General features: G+C 62.3%; 13 protein-coding genes. 8 read left to right on the plus strand and 5 right to left on the minus strand.

Annotated elements, in window-relative coordinates; genetic code table 11:
* Nucleotides 1-64: 64 nt before the first annotated feature.
* From carB to carA, 3 genes are read right to left on the minus strand one after another with little or no spacing between them, the layout of a single operon-like run.
* The gene (carB, locus tag AB1K63_RS03820; RefSeq protein ID WP_366958619.1) at nt 65-3,388 is read right to left on the minus strand and encodes a carbamoyl-phosphate synthase large subunit; all 3,324 of its coding nucleotides are present in this window, start codon (nt 3,386-3,388) and stop codon (nt 65-67) included.
* The gene (locus AB1K63_RS03825) at nt 3,372-3,857 is read right to left on the minus strand and encodes a hypothetical protein (protein ID WP_366958620.1); all 486 of its coding nucleotides are present in this window, start codon (nt 3,855-3,857) and stop codon (nt 3,372-3,374) included. Before AB1K63_RS03825 ends, carB begins: the two co-directional genes overlap by 17 nt.
* Entirely contained in the window at nt 3,854-5,050 is a 1,197-nt protein-coding gene (gene carA, locus AB1K63_RS03830; protein WP_366958621.1) for a glutamine-hydrolyzing carbamoyl-phosphate synthase small subunit, read from the minus strand. Before carA ends, AB1K63_RS03825 begins: the two co-directional genes overlap by 4 nt.
* 151 nt (nt 5,051-5,201) lie before the next feature.
* On the opposite strand from carA, the gene AB1K63_RS03835 reads away from it, so the two are divergent.
* Genes AB1K63_RS03835 through rpoD form a run of 4 tightly spaced genes read left to right on the plus strand, consistent with a single transcriptional unit; the run spans nt 5,202 to nt 10,359 of the window.
* Entirely contained in the window at nt 5,202-5,657 is a 456-nt protein-coding gene (locus AB1K63_RS03835) for a GatB/YqeY domain-containing protein (protein ID WP_366958622.1), read from the plus strand.
* Nucleotides 5,654-6,415, plus strand: coding sequence for a hypothetical protein (locus tag AB1K63_RS03840; protein WP_366958624.1), 762 nt, complete (start codon nt 5,654-5,656; stop codon nt 6,413-6,415). Before AB1K63_RS03835 ends, AB1K63_RS03840 begins: the two co-directional genes overlap by 4 nt.
* A gap of 51 nt (nt 6,416-6,466) precedes the next feature.
* On the plus strand, nt 6,467-8,338 hold the full coding sequence (gene dnaG / locus AB1K63_RS03845) for a DNA primase (RefSeq protein WP_366958625.1): 1,872 nt from the start codon (nt 6,467-6,469) through the stop codon (nt 8,336-8,338).
* Nucleotides 8,339-8,346: 8 nt separating this feature from the next.
* Nucleotides 8,347-10,359: an RNA polymerase sigma factor RpoD gene (gene rpoD, locus AB1K63_RS03850; RefSeq protein ID WP_366958626.1), complete on the plus strand. Its 2,013-nt coding sequence runs from the start codon at nt 8,347-8,349 to the stop codon at nt 10,357-10,359.
* Between the two features lie 33 nt (nt 10,360-10,392).
* On the opposite strand, the gene AB1K63_RS03855 is transcribed toward rpoD, so the two are convergent.
* Nucleotides 10,393-11,691 carry an EAL domain-containing protein gene (locus tag AB1K63_RS03855; protein WP_366958627.1) on the minus strand — a complete coding sequence of 433 codons (1,299 nt, stop codon included), beginning with the start codon at nt 11,689-11,691 and terminating at the stop codon, nt 10,393-10,395.
* Between the two features lie 274 nt (nt 11,692-11,965).
* Between AB1K63_RS03855 and AB1K63_RS03860 the strand changes: the two genes are divergently transcribed.
* Together AB1K63_RS03860 and AB1K63_RS03865 are read left to right on the plus strand one after the other, a co-directional pair.
* Nucleotides 11,966-13,378, plus strand: coding sequence for an HWE histidine kinase domain-containing protein (locus tag AB1K63_RS03860; protein ID WP_366958628.1), 1,413 nt, complete (start codon nt 11,966-11,968; stop codon nt 13,376-13,378).
* The gene (locus tag AB1K63_RS03865) at nt 13,378-13,740 is read left to right on the plus strand and encodes a response regulator (RefSeq protein WP_366958629.1); all 363 of its coding nucleotides are present in this window, start codon (nt 13,378-13,380) and stop codon (nt 13,738-13,740) included. The genes AB1K63_RS03860 and AB1K63_RS03865 overlap by 1 nt, the downstream gene beginning before the upstream one ends.
* Nucleotides 13,741-13,793: 53 nt before the next feature.
* Here the strand turns inward: AB1K63_RS03865 and AB1K63_RS03870 are convergent, their stop codons facing one another.
* Complete coding sequence (locus AB1K63_RS03870) at nt 13,794-14,072, minus strand: PepSY domain-containing protein (RefSeq protein ID WP_366958630.1); 279 nt, start codon at nt 14,070-14,072, stop codon at nt 13,794-13,796.
* A gap of 266 nt (nt 14,073-14,338) precedes the next feature.
* Between AB1K63_RS03870 and rpiB the strand changes: the two genes are divergently transcribed.
* Nucleotides 14,339-14,776 carry a ribose 5-phosphate isomerase B gene (gene rpiB / locus AB1K63_RS03875; RefSeq protein ID WP_366958631.1) on the plus strand — a complete coding sequence of 146 codons (438 nt, stop codon included), beginning with the start codon at nt 14,339-14,341 and terminating at the stop codon, nt 14,774-14,776.
* Nucleotides 14,777-14,813: 37 nt separating this feature from the next.
* Nucleotides 14,814-16,091, plus strand: a complete 1,278-nt coding sequence (gene glyA / locus AB1K63_RS03880; RefSeq protein ID WP_366960639.1) for a serine hydroxymethyltransferase — start codon at nt 14,814-14,816, stop codon at nt 16,089-16,091.
* Nucleotides 16,092-16,096: the final 5 nt, after the last annotated feature.

Here is a 16,096-nt window from a genome sequence, read left to right on the forward strand (position 1 = left end):
CCGTCCGCTGCGTCGGGAGCGGAGGGCGAGGCCGAAATGTCGGGAGAGTCTCTCGGTATTCTTCTCAGCTATAATAGTCCTGCAGTGGCCTGACTGCAAGTTCAGCGGCATCGACGGTCGCAATGGCGTCGGCCGCTGCGAGCGAGGCCGCCGCGGTCGTGTAATAGGGAATCTTCATTTCCAGCGCCGTCGCCCGGATCGATTTGCTGTCGACCAGGCTTTGCCAGCCTTCCGTCGTGTTGAAAACGAGATCGATTTCCCGGTCGATCATGCGGTCGACGATATGGGGCTGGCCTTCGGCCACCTTGTTGATCCGTTCGACCGGCAGACCGCGTTCCGAAAGATACGTCTGGGTGCCGCCGGTCGCCACGATACGGAAGCCCTGCTCCACCAGCTGGCGCACCGCCGCGAGGATGATCGGCTTGTCGCTCTCCTTTACCGAAACGAAGGCTGTCCCCTGCCGCGGAAGCTTTACCCCGGCACCGAGCTGCGACTTGACGAAAGCCCGGTCGAAATCGGTGTCGATGCCCATGACTTCGCCGGTCGATCGCATTTCCGGCGTCAGCACGGGATCCGAGCCCGGGAAGCGGTTGAAGGGGAACACGGCTTCCTTGACCGCCATATGGTCGAGCTCGCGCCGGAAAGGCGGGAAATTGCTCAGGGGCTCGCCCGCCATCACACGGGCGGCGATCTTGGCCACCGGTTGGCCGATCGCCTTCGCTACGAAGGGGACGGTCCGGCTCGCTCGCGGGTTGACCTCGATAAGATAGATTTCGCCGTCCTTCACGGCAAACTGCACGTTCATGAGGCCCCGCACGCCCAGCGCGTGCGCCAGCGCCGCGGCTTGGTTCTCCATTTCCGCAACGGTTTCCGGCGCCAGCGAATAGGGCGGGATCGTGCAGGCGCTGTCACCCGAATGAACACCGGCTTCCTCGATATGCTGCATGACCCCTGCGATGCGCACTTCCTCGCCATCGCATAGCGCATCGACATCGCATTCAACCGCATCGCGCAGGTACTGGTCGATAAGCACGGGGCTTGCGCCGGAAACGTTGACGGCGTTCTCGATGTAATCGTTCAGTTGCGCTTCTGAATCGACGATTTCCATCGCGCGGCCGCCCAGCACGTAGGACGGGCGGATCAGCACCGGATAGCCGATCCGCGCGGCAACGGCGGCCGCCTCGTCACGCGAAGTGGCAATGCCGTTCTCGGGCTGCTGCAGCTTCAGTTTGTTGACAAGCCGGGCGAACCGTTCGCGGTCTTCCGCGAGGTCGATGGCATCGGGACTGGTCCCGAGGATCGGAATGCCCGCATCTTCGAGCGCCTGCGCCAGCTTCAGGGGCGTCTGCCCGCCGAACTGGACGATGACGCCGACGAGCTCGCCGGCCTCCTGCTCGACGCGCAGGATTTCCAGCACATCCTCGGCCGTGAGCGGCTCGAAGTAAAGGCGATCGGACGTGTCGTAGTCCGTGCTGACCGTCTCCGGATTGCAGTTGACCATGATCGTTTCGAACCCGGCTTCGGCGAGTGCGAAGCAGGCATGAACGCAGCAGTAGTCGAATTCGATGCCCTGCCCGATCCGGTTAGGTCCGCCCCCGAGGATCACGATCTTGCGACGATCGGAAGGCTGCGCCTCGTCCTCCGGTTCGCCGAAGGTCGGCGCTTCGTAGGTCGAGTACATGTACGGTGTGATCGCCTCGAACTCGGCGGCGCAGCTGTCGATCCGCTTGAACACCGGATGGACACCGAGCTTGCGGCGCAGATCGCGTACTTCCTGTTCGCTGGTGGCTCCCGCCATCGCCTGGAGGGCATCGTGCAGCAGACCCGAACGCTTCGCCTGCGTTTCCGCAAGGCCTCCCGCCACGCCGACCGAGCGGACGGCCAAGGTCGCAAGGCGCTTGTCGGAAAAGCCCATCGATTTCAGGCGGCGGATTTCGGCTGCGTCGTGCGGCAGGCCGTTGTGGCCAATCATCGCTTCTTCGTAGATGATCGCTTCGATCTGGCGGAGGAACCAAGGATCGTACCCAGTGATGGACTGGATTTCCTGGACCGTCAGGCCTTCGCGGAATGCCTGCGCGACTTTCAGCAGGCGGTCGGGCGTGCGCTGGCTGAGCGAGGCGGTCAGCAGGTCGCGGTTCACGCCTTCGAGTTCGGTGACCCGATTGAAACCGTCGAGATCCGTCTCGAGGCCCCGCAGGGCTTTCTGCATGCTTTCCGCGAAGTTGCGGCCGATCGCCATGACCTCGCCGACCGATTTCATGGCCGTGGAAAGCTTCGCTTCGGTGCCCTTGAACTTCTCGAATGCGAAGCGCGGGATCTTGGTCACGACATAGTCGATGGTCGGTTCGAAACTGGCCGGGGTCGCGCCGGTGATCTCGTTGGTGATCTCGTCGAGCGTGTAGCCAACCGCGAGTTTGGCAGCGACGCGGGCGATCGGAAAACCGGTTGCCTTCGATGCCAGCGCTGACGAGCGCGAGACGCGCGGGTTCATCTCGATCACGATCAACCTGCCGTCCGCGGGATTGACTGCGAACTGAACGTTCGATCCGCCCGTTTCCACGCCGATCTCGCGCAGCACCGCGATGCTGGCGCTGCGCATGATCTGGTATTCCTTGTCCGTCAGCGTCAGCGCCGGCGCGACAGTGATGGAATCGCCGGTATGGACGCCCATCGGATCGACGTTCTCAATCGAGCAGATGATGATGCAATTGTCCTTGCGGTCGCGCACGACCTCCATCTCGAATTCCTTCCAGCCGAGGAGCGATTCCTCGATCAGGACTTCGGTGGTGGGCGATGCGTCCAGGCCCTCGCGCACAATCTGCTCGAATTCCGCCTTGTTGTAGGCGATGCCGCCGCCAGTGCCGCCCAAGGTAAAGCTCGGGCGGATGATGACCGGAAGCCCGGTCCGCTCCAGCACCGCATGCGCTTCCTCGACCGTGTTCGCGACGCCGCTGCGCGCACTTTCCAGGCCGATCTTGTCCATCGCCTCGCGAAAGCGCTGGCGGTTCTCCGCCTTGTCGATCGCGTCTGCATTGGCGCCGATCATCTGGACGCCGTGCTTTTCCAGCGTGCCGTCCTCGAACAGCGCCAGCGCGCAGTTCAGCGCTGTCTGGCCACCCATGGTGGGGAGCAGCGCGTCCGGCTTCTCCTTCGCGATGATCTTCGCGACGATTTCCGGCGTGATCGGCTCGATATAGGTCGCGTCCGCCATGTCCGGATCGGTCATGATCGTGGCAGGGTTGGAGTTGACTAGGATGACCCGGTACCCTTCCTCCCGCAAAGCCTTGATAGCCTGCGTGCCAGAATAGTCGAACTCGCAGGCCTGGCCGATGATGATCGGACCGGCGCCGATGACGAGAATCGAGGAGATATCAGTGCGTTTGGGCATTAGCTAAAGGTCTTTCTTCTGCCGATGAGTCCAAGCAATCAATCACGGCGAAATCATAGTCGAGTTGCGATGGGTTGAAGATCTGTCCCGAAATTGAACGATACAGTGCGCTTCTTGCTTCTGGATCTTCGCACGCTTCATGTAGTCGTGCCCCCGAGAACAAATGAGGGATTTCGTTGGACACGCAAACGATAAAAGCCTCTTCTTCCGTCGTTCTCGCAAACAAGAGTTCAGCTGACGCATCGAATGAATTCAAGCTATTCGATTTAAGCCATTCCAAACGGACGCCACTGACTTTCCCACAATGATTCATTGCGGAGTCGATATCCGCGATCAATTTTTTCTGATTGCGATCTTGAGAAATTCTATCGGCTATGTCCCACAGCGCGAAACCTAAGAAAGTGATAAGGATGGCAGCGGCAACAAATCCAAAGAATACTTTTGGAAAAATGGAGACCTGATAGGTCACCCCAACATCCCCACGAACTTCTCGAACAGGTAGAAGCTGTCCTGCGGCCCCGGGCTTGCTTCCGGGTGGTACTGCACTCCGAAAGCCTTCTTGCCGGTGATCGCGATCCCGCAATTGGTGCCGTCGAACAAGGAAACGTGGGTCTGCTCCACGCCGTCGGGCAGGCTGTCTCCGTCGACCGCGAAGCCGTGGTTCATGCTGGTTATCTCGACCAGTTCGGTCGTGTCTCCCCACCCTTCCCCGACGCGCTGGACCGGGTGGTTGGCGCCGCGGTGGCCCTGGTGCATCTTCATCGTCTTCGCGCCCGCGGCGATGGCGAGCATTTGGTGGCCGAGGCAGATGCCGAAAAGCGGCACATCCTTGTCCAGCAGCGCCTTGATGACCGGCACGGCATAGGTGCCCGTGGCCGCCGGATCGCCGGGGCCGTTCGACAGGAACACCCCGTCGGGCTTGAGCGCCATGATGTCCTCGACCGAAGTCCTGGCGGGCACCACCGTCACGCGCGCACCGGCCTTCACCAGATTGCGAAAGATGTTGTCCTTCGAGCCGTAGTCGATGGCGACGACATGCGGCTTGTCGGCGCCGCCATCGTTTTTCCACGCGGCGCGCGAATATCCCTGACCCAGCTGCCAGTACCCGCCGCCCCAGTCTTCCTGGTTTTCACGACTGACGCGCCCGGCCAGATCCATGCCTTCCAGCCCGGCCCATTCGGCTGCCCGCTTCTGAAGCTCGGGAATGTCGAAACCGGCATTGGGTTCGTGCGCGATCATCGCGTTGGGTGCGCCCGCCTCGCGGATGCGGCGCGTCAGCGCGCGGGTGTCCACGCCCGAAATGCCGATCTTGCCCGCCGCCTTCATCCATTCAGCGAATTCGGATGTGCTGCGAAAGTTGCTCGCCGGCGTGACCGCTTCGCGCACCACGCAGCCGACAGCGCTTTCCACCTTGCTTTCCACGTCTTCCATGTTGGCACCGACATTGCCGATATGGGGGAAGGTGAAGGTGACGATCTGCGCGGCGTAGCTGGGATCGGTCATGATCTCCTGATAGCCGGTCATGGAGGTGTTGAAGCAGACTTCCCCGACCGCATAGCCGGTGGCCCCGAATCCCTTGCCCCAGATGACCGTTCCATCGGCCAGAACGAGGCAACCCGTCGCACCTTTGGGTTGCGCAGGGATAGTGGCGGCAGAAGCCATAGGGTGGCGCTCCGTGTGAAGAAAAACCGGCGATGCTTGCTAAGTCTCGTTCGCTACGGACAGGGACCGCCCCCGTCAAGTTGTCGCGGGCCATTGTCTTGCGCTAGGGGGTCGCGATACCGCCGATCCATCCACAGGAAAGAATTGCACGATGCCGCTTCGCGAAACCATCAAGTCAGAAACAGTCGCCGCGATGAAGGCCAAGGACAAGGACCGTACCGCCGCGCTCCGGCTGATCGGTGCCAAGATCAAGGACCGGGACATCGAACTGCGCACCTCGACCAAGGAGATCGACGACGAAGCGCTGGTCACGGAAGTCCTGCAGAAAATGGCCAAGCAGCGGCGCGAATCGATAACCATGTATGTCGATGGCGGACGCGAGGAGCTGGCGGCGCAGGAACGCGCGGAACTCGCGGTTATCGAGGAGTTCCTGCCCAAACAGATGGACGAGAACGAGACGCGCGCCGCGATCGAGGCGATCAAGCAGGATGTCGGCGCCGAATCCGTTAAGGATATGGGCAAGGTAATGGCGGAACTTAAGAGCCGCCATGGCGCTTCCCTCGACATGACGAAAGCCAGCGCCCTCGTGAAGGAGTCCCTGCAATGAAGACCGTTTCCCTCGCCGCAGCCGTCAGCCTGTTCGCGCTTGCCGCGTGCGGCGAGCCGGTCGATCCGTCCGCCACGGACGACACCGACCTGGAAGTCGCGACCACCGACGGCGAAGCGGAAGCCCTCGCCGACGCATTGGAAGCCGGCGATTTCGAGAACCTGCAGATCGGCGCCATGATCGAAGGCCCGCAGGGCACCGAGCCGACCGGAATATTCGCCAATGCGCAGGGCAATTTCGGCGAGATCCGCTCCTACGTCGCGTGCCCGACGAGCATGGATGTGTGCGACCCGAGCGAAGCGCCCGAGGACACGGTCTATACCTATGTGCACGTGGTCTATCCCGGGCACGACAACAATCCCGAAAACGGCATCGCGGATGCCAGCGAAACCTCCACGATAGAGCAGGCCAACGCGTTCAAGCTGATGCGCCCCGCCATCGGTTTCACGGGCGAAGTCGGTTATTCCAATGCGGAAGTCCGCGCCGCCGCCGGACCGGCCGCGCAGGTCGTCATCAATTGCGTCGATGGCGGCATTACGTGGACGGTGAATTCCGGCGATGGCGGCGACCAGTGGGAACAGTCCGAACCGATCACGTTCTACTGGCGTTCCACGGTTCCCCCGGGCGGCCCTGCCCCTGCCTACATCCTCGAGGCGAACCGTACGGAAGCGACCGGACCCGGGCCCTATCCCGCCGGCGGCTCAAACGCGGAGAACGCCACCAACGCCTGCGAACGCTCGATACCCGCAGCACGGTAATCTACCCCATCCGGCTTGCCTCAGCGGCAGGCCGGGTGCATTTCGAGCGCCATGGCCCTTTCACCCCAATGGCTGGACGAACTGCGCGCGCGGATCACGCTTTCGAGCGTGGTGATGCGTACGACCAAGCTCCAGCGCGCGGGACGTGAATGGAAGGCCTGTTGCCCGTTCCACGACGAAAAGACACCCAGCTTCTACGTCAACGACCAGAAGGGCTTCTACCACTGCTTCGGGTGCCAGGCGCACGGGGACGTCATCCGCTGGATGACCGACCAGCGCGGACTGCCGTTCATGGACGCGGTGAAGGAGCTTGCATCGGAAGCGGGCATGGAAGTCCCCGCCCCCGATCCGCGCGCGGCCCGGCAAGCGGAAAAGCGGGCAAGCCTGGTCGATGTCACGACCGCGGCGCAGCAATGGTTCGTCGAGACAATGCAGTCACCCGCCGGTGAGAAGGCGCGCGCATATCTCGAAAGCCGGGGAATTACGGCGGCCATGTCCCGTGAATTCGGCTTCGGTTACGCGCCGGAGACGAAGCAGGCTCTCAAGGACGCGCTCAAAGGCTTCGACGAACGGATGCTGGTCGACGCGGGCTTACGGGTCGAGGTAGAGGGGAAGGCGCCGTACGACCGCTTCCGCGACCGGTTGATGCTTCCGATCCAGGACCAGCGGGGCCGCGTCATCGGCTTCGGGGGGCGCATCCTGGAAAAGCGCGAAGGCGCGCCGAAATACCTGAATTCGCCGGACACCCAGCTCTTCGACAAGGGGCGGACGCTTTACAACCTGCATCGCGCTGCCCCCGCTTCGCGCCAGTCCGGCCGGATCATCATCGTCGAAGGGTATATGGACGTCATCGCACTCGCGCAGGCGGGGATCGCGGAGGCCGTTGCGCCGATGGGGACTGCGCTGACGGAACTGCAGATCGAGCTTCTCTGGCGACACGTCGAGACGCCCGTCCTGTGTTTCGACGGCGACGCCGCCGGTCAGCGTGCGGCGATGAAAGCAGTCGAACGCGCCCTGCCCCTCCTGCGGCCTTCGCATTCGCTGCGTTTCGTACGCTTGCCCGAAGGTCTGGACCCCGACGATCTCGTCCGCGACCGGGGCAAGGCGGCCATGGCAGCATTGCTCGACGACAGCGAGAGCCTGCTGGACACCCTATGGCGCACGGAACGCGATGCGGTTCCGCTGCGCTCGCCGGAGGACAAGGCGGGCCTGAAGGCCCGGCTTCTCGCCCATGTCGACACCATCGCGGATCAGGACATCCGCGCCCTTTACCGCCGGGAACTGCTGGACCGGTTCTCCGCCTTCGCCTTTCCGCGGAAGGAATGGAAGGGCGGCGGAGACGGTCGCAGGTTCGGGAACAACCGGGACGCTTCTGCCGGAAGGCCCCAAGTCGCGCGCCGCGACCGCACCGCGTCGCGCGATGCGTTGTTCGCAGCCACCATCGCCGGCCTCGCCCGTCACCCTGCCCTCGTCGACCGGCACCACCATGCTCTCGCACGGCTCGCACAGATCGACCCGAAAGCCGCACCTGCGATAGATTTCCTCATGGAAAACACCGAGTCGCTTGAACGGGATGGCGAATCGCCCATATTGCTGCCAGACGGTCTCGTCGCGCCGCCGGATGAAACCCGTTTCGCCTTCCTACGCGAAGGCACAGATCCGCAAAGCGCGCGTGATGCACTGGCCGAAGCCGTGTCCCTGCTGGTCGAGAGACCTGCGCTCGATGCCGCGCTCGCCGCGGCCACGGCGCGGTTCGAAACCGATCCCGAGGGCGCGTTTGCGGAACAGCAGCGATTGTTGCGTCGCAAGCGCGAATTCGACGGGCGGATAGGACGGATGGCAAGCGAACGGTCCGCCCCGGCGGCTCCGATTGATGGTTCAACACGCGGCGCCCCGGCGACGCATGACGAAACGACGGGTTAACGACCTTTATGGCGACCAAGAACAAGTCCGAGACAGAAGACGCGCCGCTGATCGATCTCAACGAAGCGAACGTCAAGAAACTGATCTCGAAGGCGAAGAAGAAGGGCTACGTCACTTATGACGAGCTGAATGAGGCCCTTCCCCAGGACCAGATGAACAGCGAGCAGATCGAGGACGTGATGTCCGCGATCAGCGAGATGGGCGTCAACATCGTCGAGAACGACGAAGAGGCGGAAGCCGAGGCCGAAAAGGAAAACGAGGTCGAGGAAATCGCCGGCGCCGACAAGAAGGACGCCAAGAAGGATTCCAAGGCAACCGCGACGAAGAAGCTGGCGACCGGCGAGCGGACCGATGATCCGGTCCGCATGTACCTGCGCGAAATGGGCGCGGTGGAACTGCTGAGTCGCGAAGGCGAGATCGCTATCGCGAAGCGTATCGAGGCCGGCCGGGACACGATGATCATCGGCCTGTGCCAGTCGCCGATCACCTTCCACGCCATCATCCACTGGTCCGAAGCGCTGAATGCCGAGGAAATGCAGCTGCGCGAGATCCTCGATCTCGACGCGATGCTTTCCAAGGAACCTCCGGTCGACAAGATGGAGGAGGAAAACGAGGACGACGACGGCGAGATCACCGAGGATTCCGCTGGCCCCTCGATCCGCGACGACGACGAGGTCGAGGAAGAGTCCTCCGAAGACGACGAGGACGAGGACGGCGAAAGCAAGAAGGCCGACGATGACGACGACGAGGACAACACCATGTCCCTCGCCCAGATGGAAGCCGCGCTGAAGCCCGAGGCGCTGGAACGGTTCGCGCGGATCACCGACCTGTTCAAGAAGTTCGAGAAGCTGCAGGCAGAGCGTGTCGAGACCATGGCGCGCGGCGAACAGCTGCCCAAGGCCAAGGAATCGAAATACGAAAAGCTCGGTGAGGAACTGACCACCGAGGTGGAAAGCATGCAGTTCCACGCGACCAAGATCGAGTTCCTGGTCGATAACCTGTACGCCTTCAATCGCCGTCTGACCGCGCTTGGGGGCCAAATGCTGCGACTGGCGGAGCGTCACAAGGTGAAGCGCGCCGACTTCCTCGACGCCTATATCGGCAACGAGCTGGACGAGAACTGGCTCGAGCAGCGCGCGGTCAAGGACAAGAAGTGGAAGGCCTTCGCCGAGAAGGAAGCCGATGCCCTCGATCGGATCCGGACCGAGATTGCGGACATCGCCAGCCAGACCGGCATGAGCCTGCCCGAGTTCCGCAGGATCGTGAACATGGTCCAGAAGGGCGAGCGCGAAGCACGCATCGCCAAGAAGGAGATGGTCGAGGCGAACCTGCGTCTCGTGATCTCGATCGCCAAGAAATACACCAATCGCGGGCTGCAGTTCCTCGACCTGATCCAGGAAGGGAACATCGGCCTGATGAAGGCGGTCGACAAGTTCGAGTACCGCCGCGGTTACAAGTTCAGCACCTACGCCACCTGGTGGATCCGGCAGGCGATCACCCGCTCCATCGCGGACCAGGCGCGCACCATCCGCATCCCGGTCCACATGATCGAGACGATCAACAAGCTGGTGCGCACGTCACGCCAGTTCCTGCACGAGCAGGGTCGCGAACCGACTCCGGAAGAAATGGCTGAGCGCCTTTCCATGCCGCTCGAAAAGGTCCGCAAGGTGATGAAGATCGCCAAGGAGCCGATCTCCCTCGAAACGCCGATCGGTGACGAGGAAGATTCGCATCTTGGCGATTTCATCGAGGACAAGAACGCGATCATTCCGGTGGATGCCGCGATCCAGGCGAACCTCAAGGAAACCGTCACGCGTGTCCTTGCCAGCCTGACCCCGCGCGAAGAACGCGTGTTGCGCATGCGCTTTGGCATCGGCATGAATACCGATCACACGCTCGAAGAAGTCGGCCAGCAGTTCTCGGTGACGAGAGAACGTATCCGTCAAATCGAGGCCAAGGCGCTTCGCAAGCTGAAGCATCCGAGCCGCAGCCGGAAGATGCGCAGCTTCCTCGACCAGTAAGGCAGACCTGTTTCTGGAGAACGCCGTCGCGCTTTAGGCGCGGCGGCGTTCTTCTTTGCGAGCGGCCCTTACGATACGTTCCTGGTCCGGCTCGGTAGCAACCCGCATCAGGTGCTGGGTGACTGCAACCACCGGCATCGGCCGGGCGAAGTGATACCCTTGCGCGTAATCGACGCCCAGTTCGGCAAGGACTGCCGCTTCCTCGGCACATTCGACGCCTTCGGCCACCAGCTTGGCGCCGATGGATCCGGCGAAAGCCACCATGGCAGAAACCAGCGCCCGCCGGGCGCGATCCTTGTGGACATCGCGCGCGAGGCTCATGTCGAGTTTCAGCAGGTCCGGTTCCAGATCGACGAGGTGGCGCATCCCGGCATAGCCGGCCCCGACATCGTCGATCGCGATGCGGGCATGGCCGCGCAGCTTGTCGAGTGCCGCTTTCATCTCCACGAAATCGGGGATCGCCTGGTGTTCGGTCACTTCGACCACGATGTTCCGCCCCGGAATGGCATCGATCGCCCTCAGGACTTCACCTGAAAGGATCGCGTCGGGCGACGCGTTGATCGAAAGGTAGCAGTCGGAGGGCACATGCCGGGCCGTTGCGAGAGCGGACCTGAAGGCCAGCATCTCGAGTTCGACGCCCAGACCGACTTCCGCTGCCTCATCGAACCAGCAGTCCGGGCCGCGTTCGGCGGCGTCGGGGAAGCGGGACAGGCATTCGGCACCCACCGGATGGCCCGTGGCAAGGGAGTGGATCGGCTGTTGGAGGATCGTAACCGCGCTCGCCGCGATGACGGCATCGATCGCCTCGCGCACGATGACGGCGCGCTGATCTGTTTCCAGCGTCAATTCGATCTGCTCGACCGCGAGTGCGGCAAAGGCCCGCAACACGCCCAGATCCCGCTCGGTCATGGAGCGGTCGGGTGTTCGGCTCAGGCAGCAGAAACTGCCGTAGATCGTCCCGTCGGACAGTCGCAGCGGTGTGTTCAGGTGGCAGCCGACCGGCAGGAATTCGGTAATCGCCATCGTCGCCGTGAAGGGATGATCGGCGGGGTCCTGGATAAGTTCGGGCAGCCTCCCTTCCGCGATATGCCAGCAATAGCTGTTCTCGCGCGGATCGACGAAGCCGGGCCCCATCGGCAGGTCCAGATCGGAATCGACATGCGTCAGTTCCTTCATCCCGCCTTCGAGATATCGTGAGACGAACGCGATTTCCGTCCCGAGATGTTCACGTACCGCACGCAGGATGCGGTCCACGGATGCGTTCTGGAGCGGCTCCATGCGGGCATGGGCTGCAGTCAGAAGGCTTTCGACACTGGTTGCGGTCTCGGTCACGTCTCCGAGCGTTACCTGTAAAAGATTAATTCTTCGCAAGGGCCACGCGCATTCGGTTCATGTCGAGTTTTTCGCGCCGATGACAACGTAGTAAGATCGCTCTCGTTGGGGTTAGCGCTCCCATTTCCGATGGACGTATGGCCCATTCCGAACCATCCCATGAAATGATAGACGGAACCGGCTTCGCTACCGCACGTTATTGGGGCTTGAAAAACAGAACAGGACGTCTGTCAGGGACAGTTGTGCCGGAACGGCAGGCTCGGGGCATCAGGTAATGAATGTTGATTTCAAGGAGGTTCTCGATCACTCGCCGAACCCCTACGTTCTGCTGGATGCCGAACTCGTACTTGTGTGGGCGAACAAGGCCTATCTGACGGTTACGGGTCGAGAATGGTCCGATATCGGTGGTCGGCAGATGTTCGATGCTTTTCCGAGCACCGGCGAGAGCCATGACCAGCTGGAATCGTCCCTCAATCGCGTTCTCGAAACCGGCGAGCCGGACGAACTTGCCCATATCCGGTATGACATTCCCAACTCGTCAGGGGGCTTCGACACGCATGTCTGGAGCGCGACCCACACGCCGATCAAGGATCAGGGTGGCGCAGTGACCCATGTGCTGCAGCACACTGTCCAGATCACCGGCATGGAGACGAGCAAGCGAGGCCGGGATGCGGCCGGCATCGCGCGCCGGGCCGAAGCGGTCGAACGCAGATATCGCGGGGCGTCGCAGGAGCTCGAGCGGGTCAGGCTGCTCCTTGAGCAGGCACCCGGCTTCGTCGCCGTTCTGAGCGGTAAGGAACATCGGTTCGTCATGGCGAATGCTGCCTATCGGCAGCTAATCGGCCATCGCGAGCTGGTCGGAAGGACCGTGGCCGAGGCGTTGCCGGAAGTCATCGACCAAGGGTTTGTTGATGTCCTCGATCAGGTACTCGAAAGCGGGGACCCGTATATCGGCAAGCGACAGCTCGTAATGCTGGGGTCTGCCGATGATGCCGATCTCAAGGCCCGGCACTTGGAATTCATTTTCCAGCCCATTCATGGGCGCGAGGGATTTGAAGGTATCTACATCCAGGGCTACGACGTCAGCGAAGAAGTCGTGGCCGAAGAGCACCAGCGCATCCTGATCAACGAATTGAACCATCGGGTGAAGAACACCCTTGCCGTGGTTCAGGGTCTTGCCCAGCAATCGTTCCGAAGGGGGCGTGCGGACCCGGCGCTCAACGTGTTCACCGATCGCCTGGCTGCGCTTGCCAGCGCCCATACCCTCTTAACCGAGCAGAACTGGGAATCGGCGGACCTAAAGCAAATCGTGTGCGGCTCGTTGAAAGCGACCGCGGGCGACGACGAGGGACGCTACACTGTCAGCGGCCCTGCCGTGGTGCTGCAACCGCAGGCTGCGGTGACCTTGTCGATGGTGATACACGAATTGTGTACCAACGCGCTGAAATACGGGGCGCTGTCCGGGAACGATGGTCATGTCGCTATTGATTGGACCGTCGCGACAGAAGGGGATGCGCGCGTGTTGAATTTCAAATGGAAGGAATCAGGCGGTCCTCCCGTATCGGAACCCGAGACCACCGGGTTCGGATCGCGTCTCATCCAGCGCGGGCTGGCCGGGACGAACGACAATGTGGAACTGGAATTCCATCGCGATGGCCTTCGTTGCCGGATAAGGGCGAACGTGTGATGTTCGAAGGGAAACGAATCCTCATCCTAGAAGACGAGCCGATCATCGCGTTCGACCTGGAGGATCTTCTGATGGCCGAGAATGCAAAGGTGGCCGTCGCAGGTTCGGTCGACGGTGCCTTTGCATCGCTGGAAAAACAGACCTTCGATTTCGCCGTTCTCGACGTCAATCTTCACGGAACGAAGAGCTACCCGTTCGCTTCGAGACTTGTCGACGAGGGTGTCCCGTTCCTTTTCGCGACGGGCTATGGCGATGCGGAGCATCCAGCGGAATTCGCCCATGTACCCACTATCATGAAGCCGTATCGCCTCTCGCAGATCAAGGACGCGGCTTCGCGGACGCTTCTAGGCAAGCGCTCCTGACTTGTGCGGTGATTGGGGGAGCGGTCGCCGGAACGACGCTCCCCCAATCGCAATCAGTCTTCCAGATCGCGCTCGATTATCTCGAGCGTATCCGGTGCGAGCTTGAGGTCGTAGCGCAGGCCGTCGGCGGTGCGCGCATCGTCGATGTCCCAGTACGGACCGTCATCGTCGAGTTCGATTTCCTCCCAGGATACGAAGCCTGCGTCCTTCAGCGCCATTTCGATCGCGGCGCGTTCTTCGGCCGTAGGCGGACGATCCTGCGCGATCGCGGGCGCCGCCAGCACCATCGTTCCGATGGCCATGGCGCTTGCGAGAGTGGATTTGATTTTCATGGCTCAACTGCCTTTCCGTTCGTTCGAATTGATGTTCCGACCGAACTCCACGGCAGTGAATACAGCGCGGGCCCGATCGTTGCGTCCGACATCACGACAGCGCAAGGCTGTCGCCAGAGGGGCCCGGTCCGCGTCATTTCTACGCTCCATCGAGCGTCAAGGTTCCGATCGGTGCCGCTTTCCCCCGTTCGTAGTCGGGGAAACGAAGCACCTGTGCGTACTCTGCACCCTAGCCTGCGGGGACGGTTGGCAGTATGAGGCGCGCCATGCGCATCGCCATAGCCTCGGACCACGCCGCCATCGAACTCAAGGCGCAATTGCGCGACTGGCTGATCGAAGGCGGGCATGAAGTCGCGGATCTTGGCCCTGAAATCGCCGAGAGCGTCGATTATCCCGATTTCGGCTACAGGCTGGCCTCGGTCGTCGCGGACGGCACGGCCGAAAGGGGCATCGCCCTGTGCGGTTCCGGCATCGGCATTTCCATGTCGGTCAACCGCAACCCCGCGGTCCGGTGCGCGCTCGTGTCCGAACCGCTGTCCGCACGGCTGGCGCGCGAACACAACGACGCGAATTGCTTGGCTCTCGGCGCCCGCCTTACGGGGGTCGATATGGCGAAGGCCTGCGTCGACGCCTTCCTCGAAACCGAATTCGCCGCCGGCCGCCACCAGCGGCGGGTCGACAAGCTTTCCAATCCGGAGATTTGAATTGGCCACCCAGCCCGTAGATGCCGCCCGCGATCCGATGGACCGTTTCTGGCACGACAGCCTCGCCGACGCCGATCCCGAGATCCACGCCGCCGTGCGCAGCGAACTCGATCGGCAACGTGACAAGATCGAACTGATCGCGAGTGAGAACATCGCCAGCAGCGCCGTGCTGGAAGCCGCCGGGAGCGTCTTCACCAACAAGTACGCCGAAGGATATCCGGGCAAGCGCTATTACGGCGGATGCGATTACGCGGACGTTGTCGAGACTCTGGCGATCGAGCGGGCGAAGGAACTGTTCGGCTGCAACTTCGCCAACGTGCAGCCCAATTCGGGCAGCCAGATGAACCAGGCCGTGTTCCTCGCCCTGCTTCAGCCCGGCGACACTTTCATGGGGCTCGACCTCAATTCCGGCGGACACCTCACGCACGGATCACCAGTCAATATGAGCGGCAAGTGGTTCAATCCGGTCGCCTATGGCGTGCGCCAGGACGACGAACTGATCGACATGGACGAGGTCATGGCGATCGCGAAGGAACACAAGCCCAAGCTCATCATCGCAGGCGGCACCGCCTATTCGCGTGTCTGGGACTGGGAAGCCTTCCGACGGGTCGCCGACGAGGTCGGCGCATACCTGCTTGTCGACATGAGCCATATTTCCGGCCTCGTTGCCGGCGGCGCGCACCCCTCCCCCTTCCCCCATGCGCATATCGTGACCAGCACGACGCACAAGTCGCTGCGCGGTCCGCGATCCGGCGTGATCCTTTGGAACGACGAGGAATTCAGCAAGCCGCTCAACATGGCGGTATTCCCGGGGCTCCAGGGCGGTCCGCTGATGCACATTGTCGCCGCCAAGGCAGTCGCCTTTCGCGAAGCACTGCGTCCGGAATTCAGGGACTACGCAGCCCGCGTCGTCGAGAATGCCCGCGCGCTAGCGAGCAGTCTCGAGGCCAACGGTCTGCGCATCGTGTCCGGCGGAACGGACAACCACTCCATGCTGGTCGATCTCAGCGCGAAGGACGTGACCGGAAAGGATGCGGAGAAGGGTCTCGATCGCGCTTATCTGACTTGCAACAAGAACGGCATTCCCTTCGACACGCGCAGCCCCTTCGTGACCAGCGGCGTCCGGCTCGGCACGCCCGCCGGGACGACGCGCGGCTTCGGTCCGGCCGAATTCGAGACGGTCGGAAAGCTGATCGCCGAAGTGGTCGAAGGCCTTTCGAAGAACGGTGCCGAAGGTGACGCGCAGGTCGAGGAAAGCGTCCGTGCGCGCGTGTCGGAACTGTGCCGGCGCTTCCCCGTCTATCCGGGCCGCTGATCGCG

This window comes from Qipengyuania sp. JC766 (assembly GCF_040717445.1).
Taxonomy (GTDB): domain Bacteria; phylum Pseudomonadota; class Alphaproteobacteria; order Sphingomonadales; family Sphingomonadaceae; genus JC766.

Coding starts and splice junctions, on each gene's coding strand:
- carB (WP_366958619.1), bottom strand. CDS start 3,388: ATGCCCAAACGCACTGATATCTCCTCGATTCTCGTCATCGGCGCCGGT.
- carA (WP_366958621.1), bottom strand. CDS start 5,050: ATGGCTTCTGCCGCCACTATCCCTGCGCAACCCAAAGGTGCGACGGGT.
- AB1K63_RS03835 (WP_366958622.1), top strand. CDS start 5,202: ATGCCGCTTCGCGAAACCATCAAGTCAGAAACAGTCGCCGCGATGAAG.
- AB1K63_RS03840 (WP_366958624.1), top strand. CDS start 5,654: ATGAAGACCGTTTCCCTCGCCGCAGCCGTCAGCCTGTTCGCGCTTGCC.
- dnaG (WP_366958625.1), top strand. CDS start 6,467: ATGGCCCTTTCACCCCAATGGCTGGACGAACTGCGCGCGCGGATCACG.
- rpoD (WP_366958626.1), top strand. CDS start 8,347: ATGGCGACCAAGAACAAGTCCGAGACAGAAGACGCGCCGCTGATCGAT.
- AB1K63_RS03860 (WP_366958628.1), top strand. CDS start 11,966: ATGAATGTTGATTTCAAGGAGGTTCTCGATCACTCGCCGAACCCCTAC.
- AB1K63_RS03865 (WP_366958629.1), top strand. CDS start 13,378: ATGTTCGAAGGGAAACGAATCCTCATCCTAGAAGACGAGCCGATCATC.
- AB1K63_RS03870 (WP_366958630.1), bottom strand. CDS start 14,072: ATGAAAATCAAATCCACTCTCGCAAGCGCCATGGCCATCGGAACGATG.
- rpiB (WP_366958631.1), top strand. CDS start 14,339: ATGCGCATCGCCATAGCCTCGGACCACGCCGCCATCGAACTCAAGGCG.
- glyA (WP_366960639.1), top strand. CDS start 14,814: ATGGACCGTTTCTGGCACGACAGCCTCGCCGACGCCGATCCCGAGATC.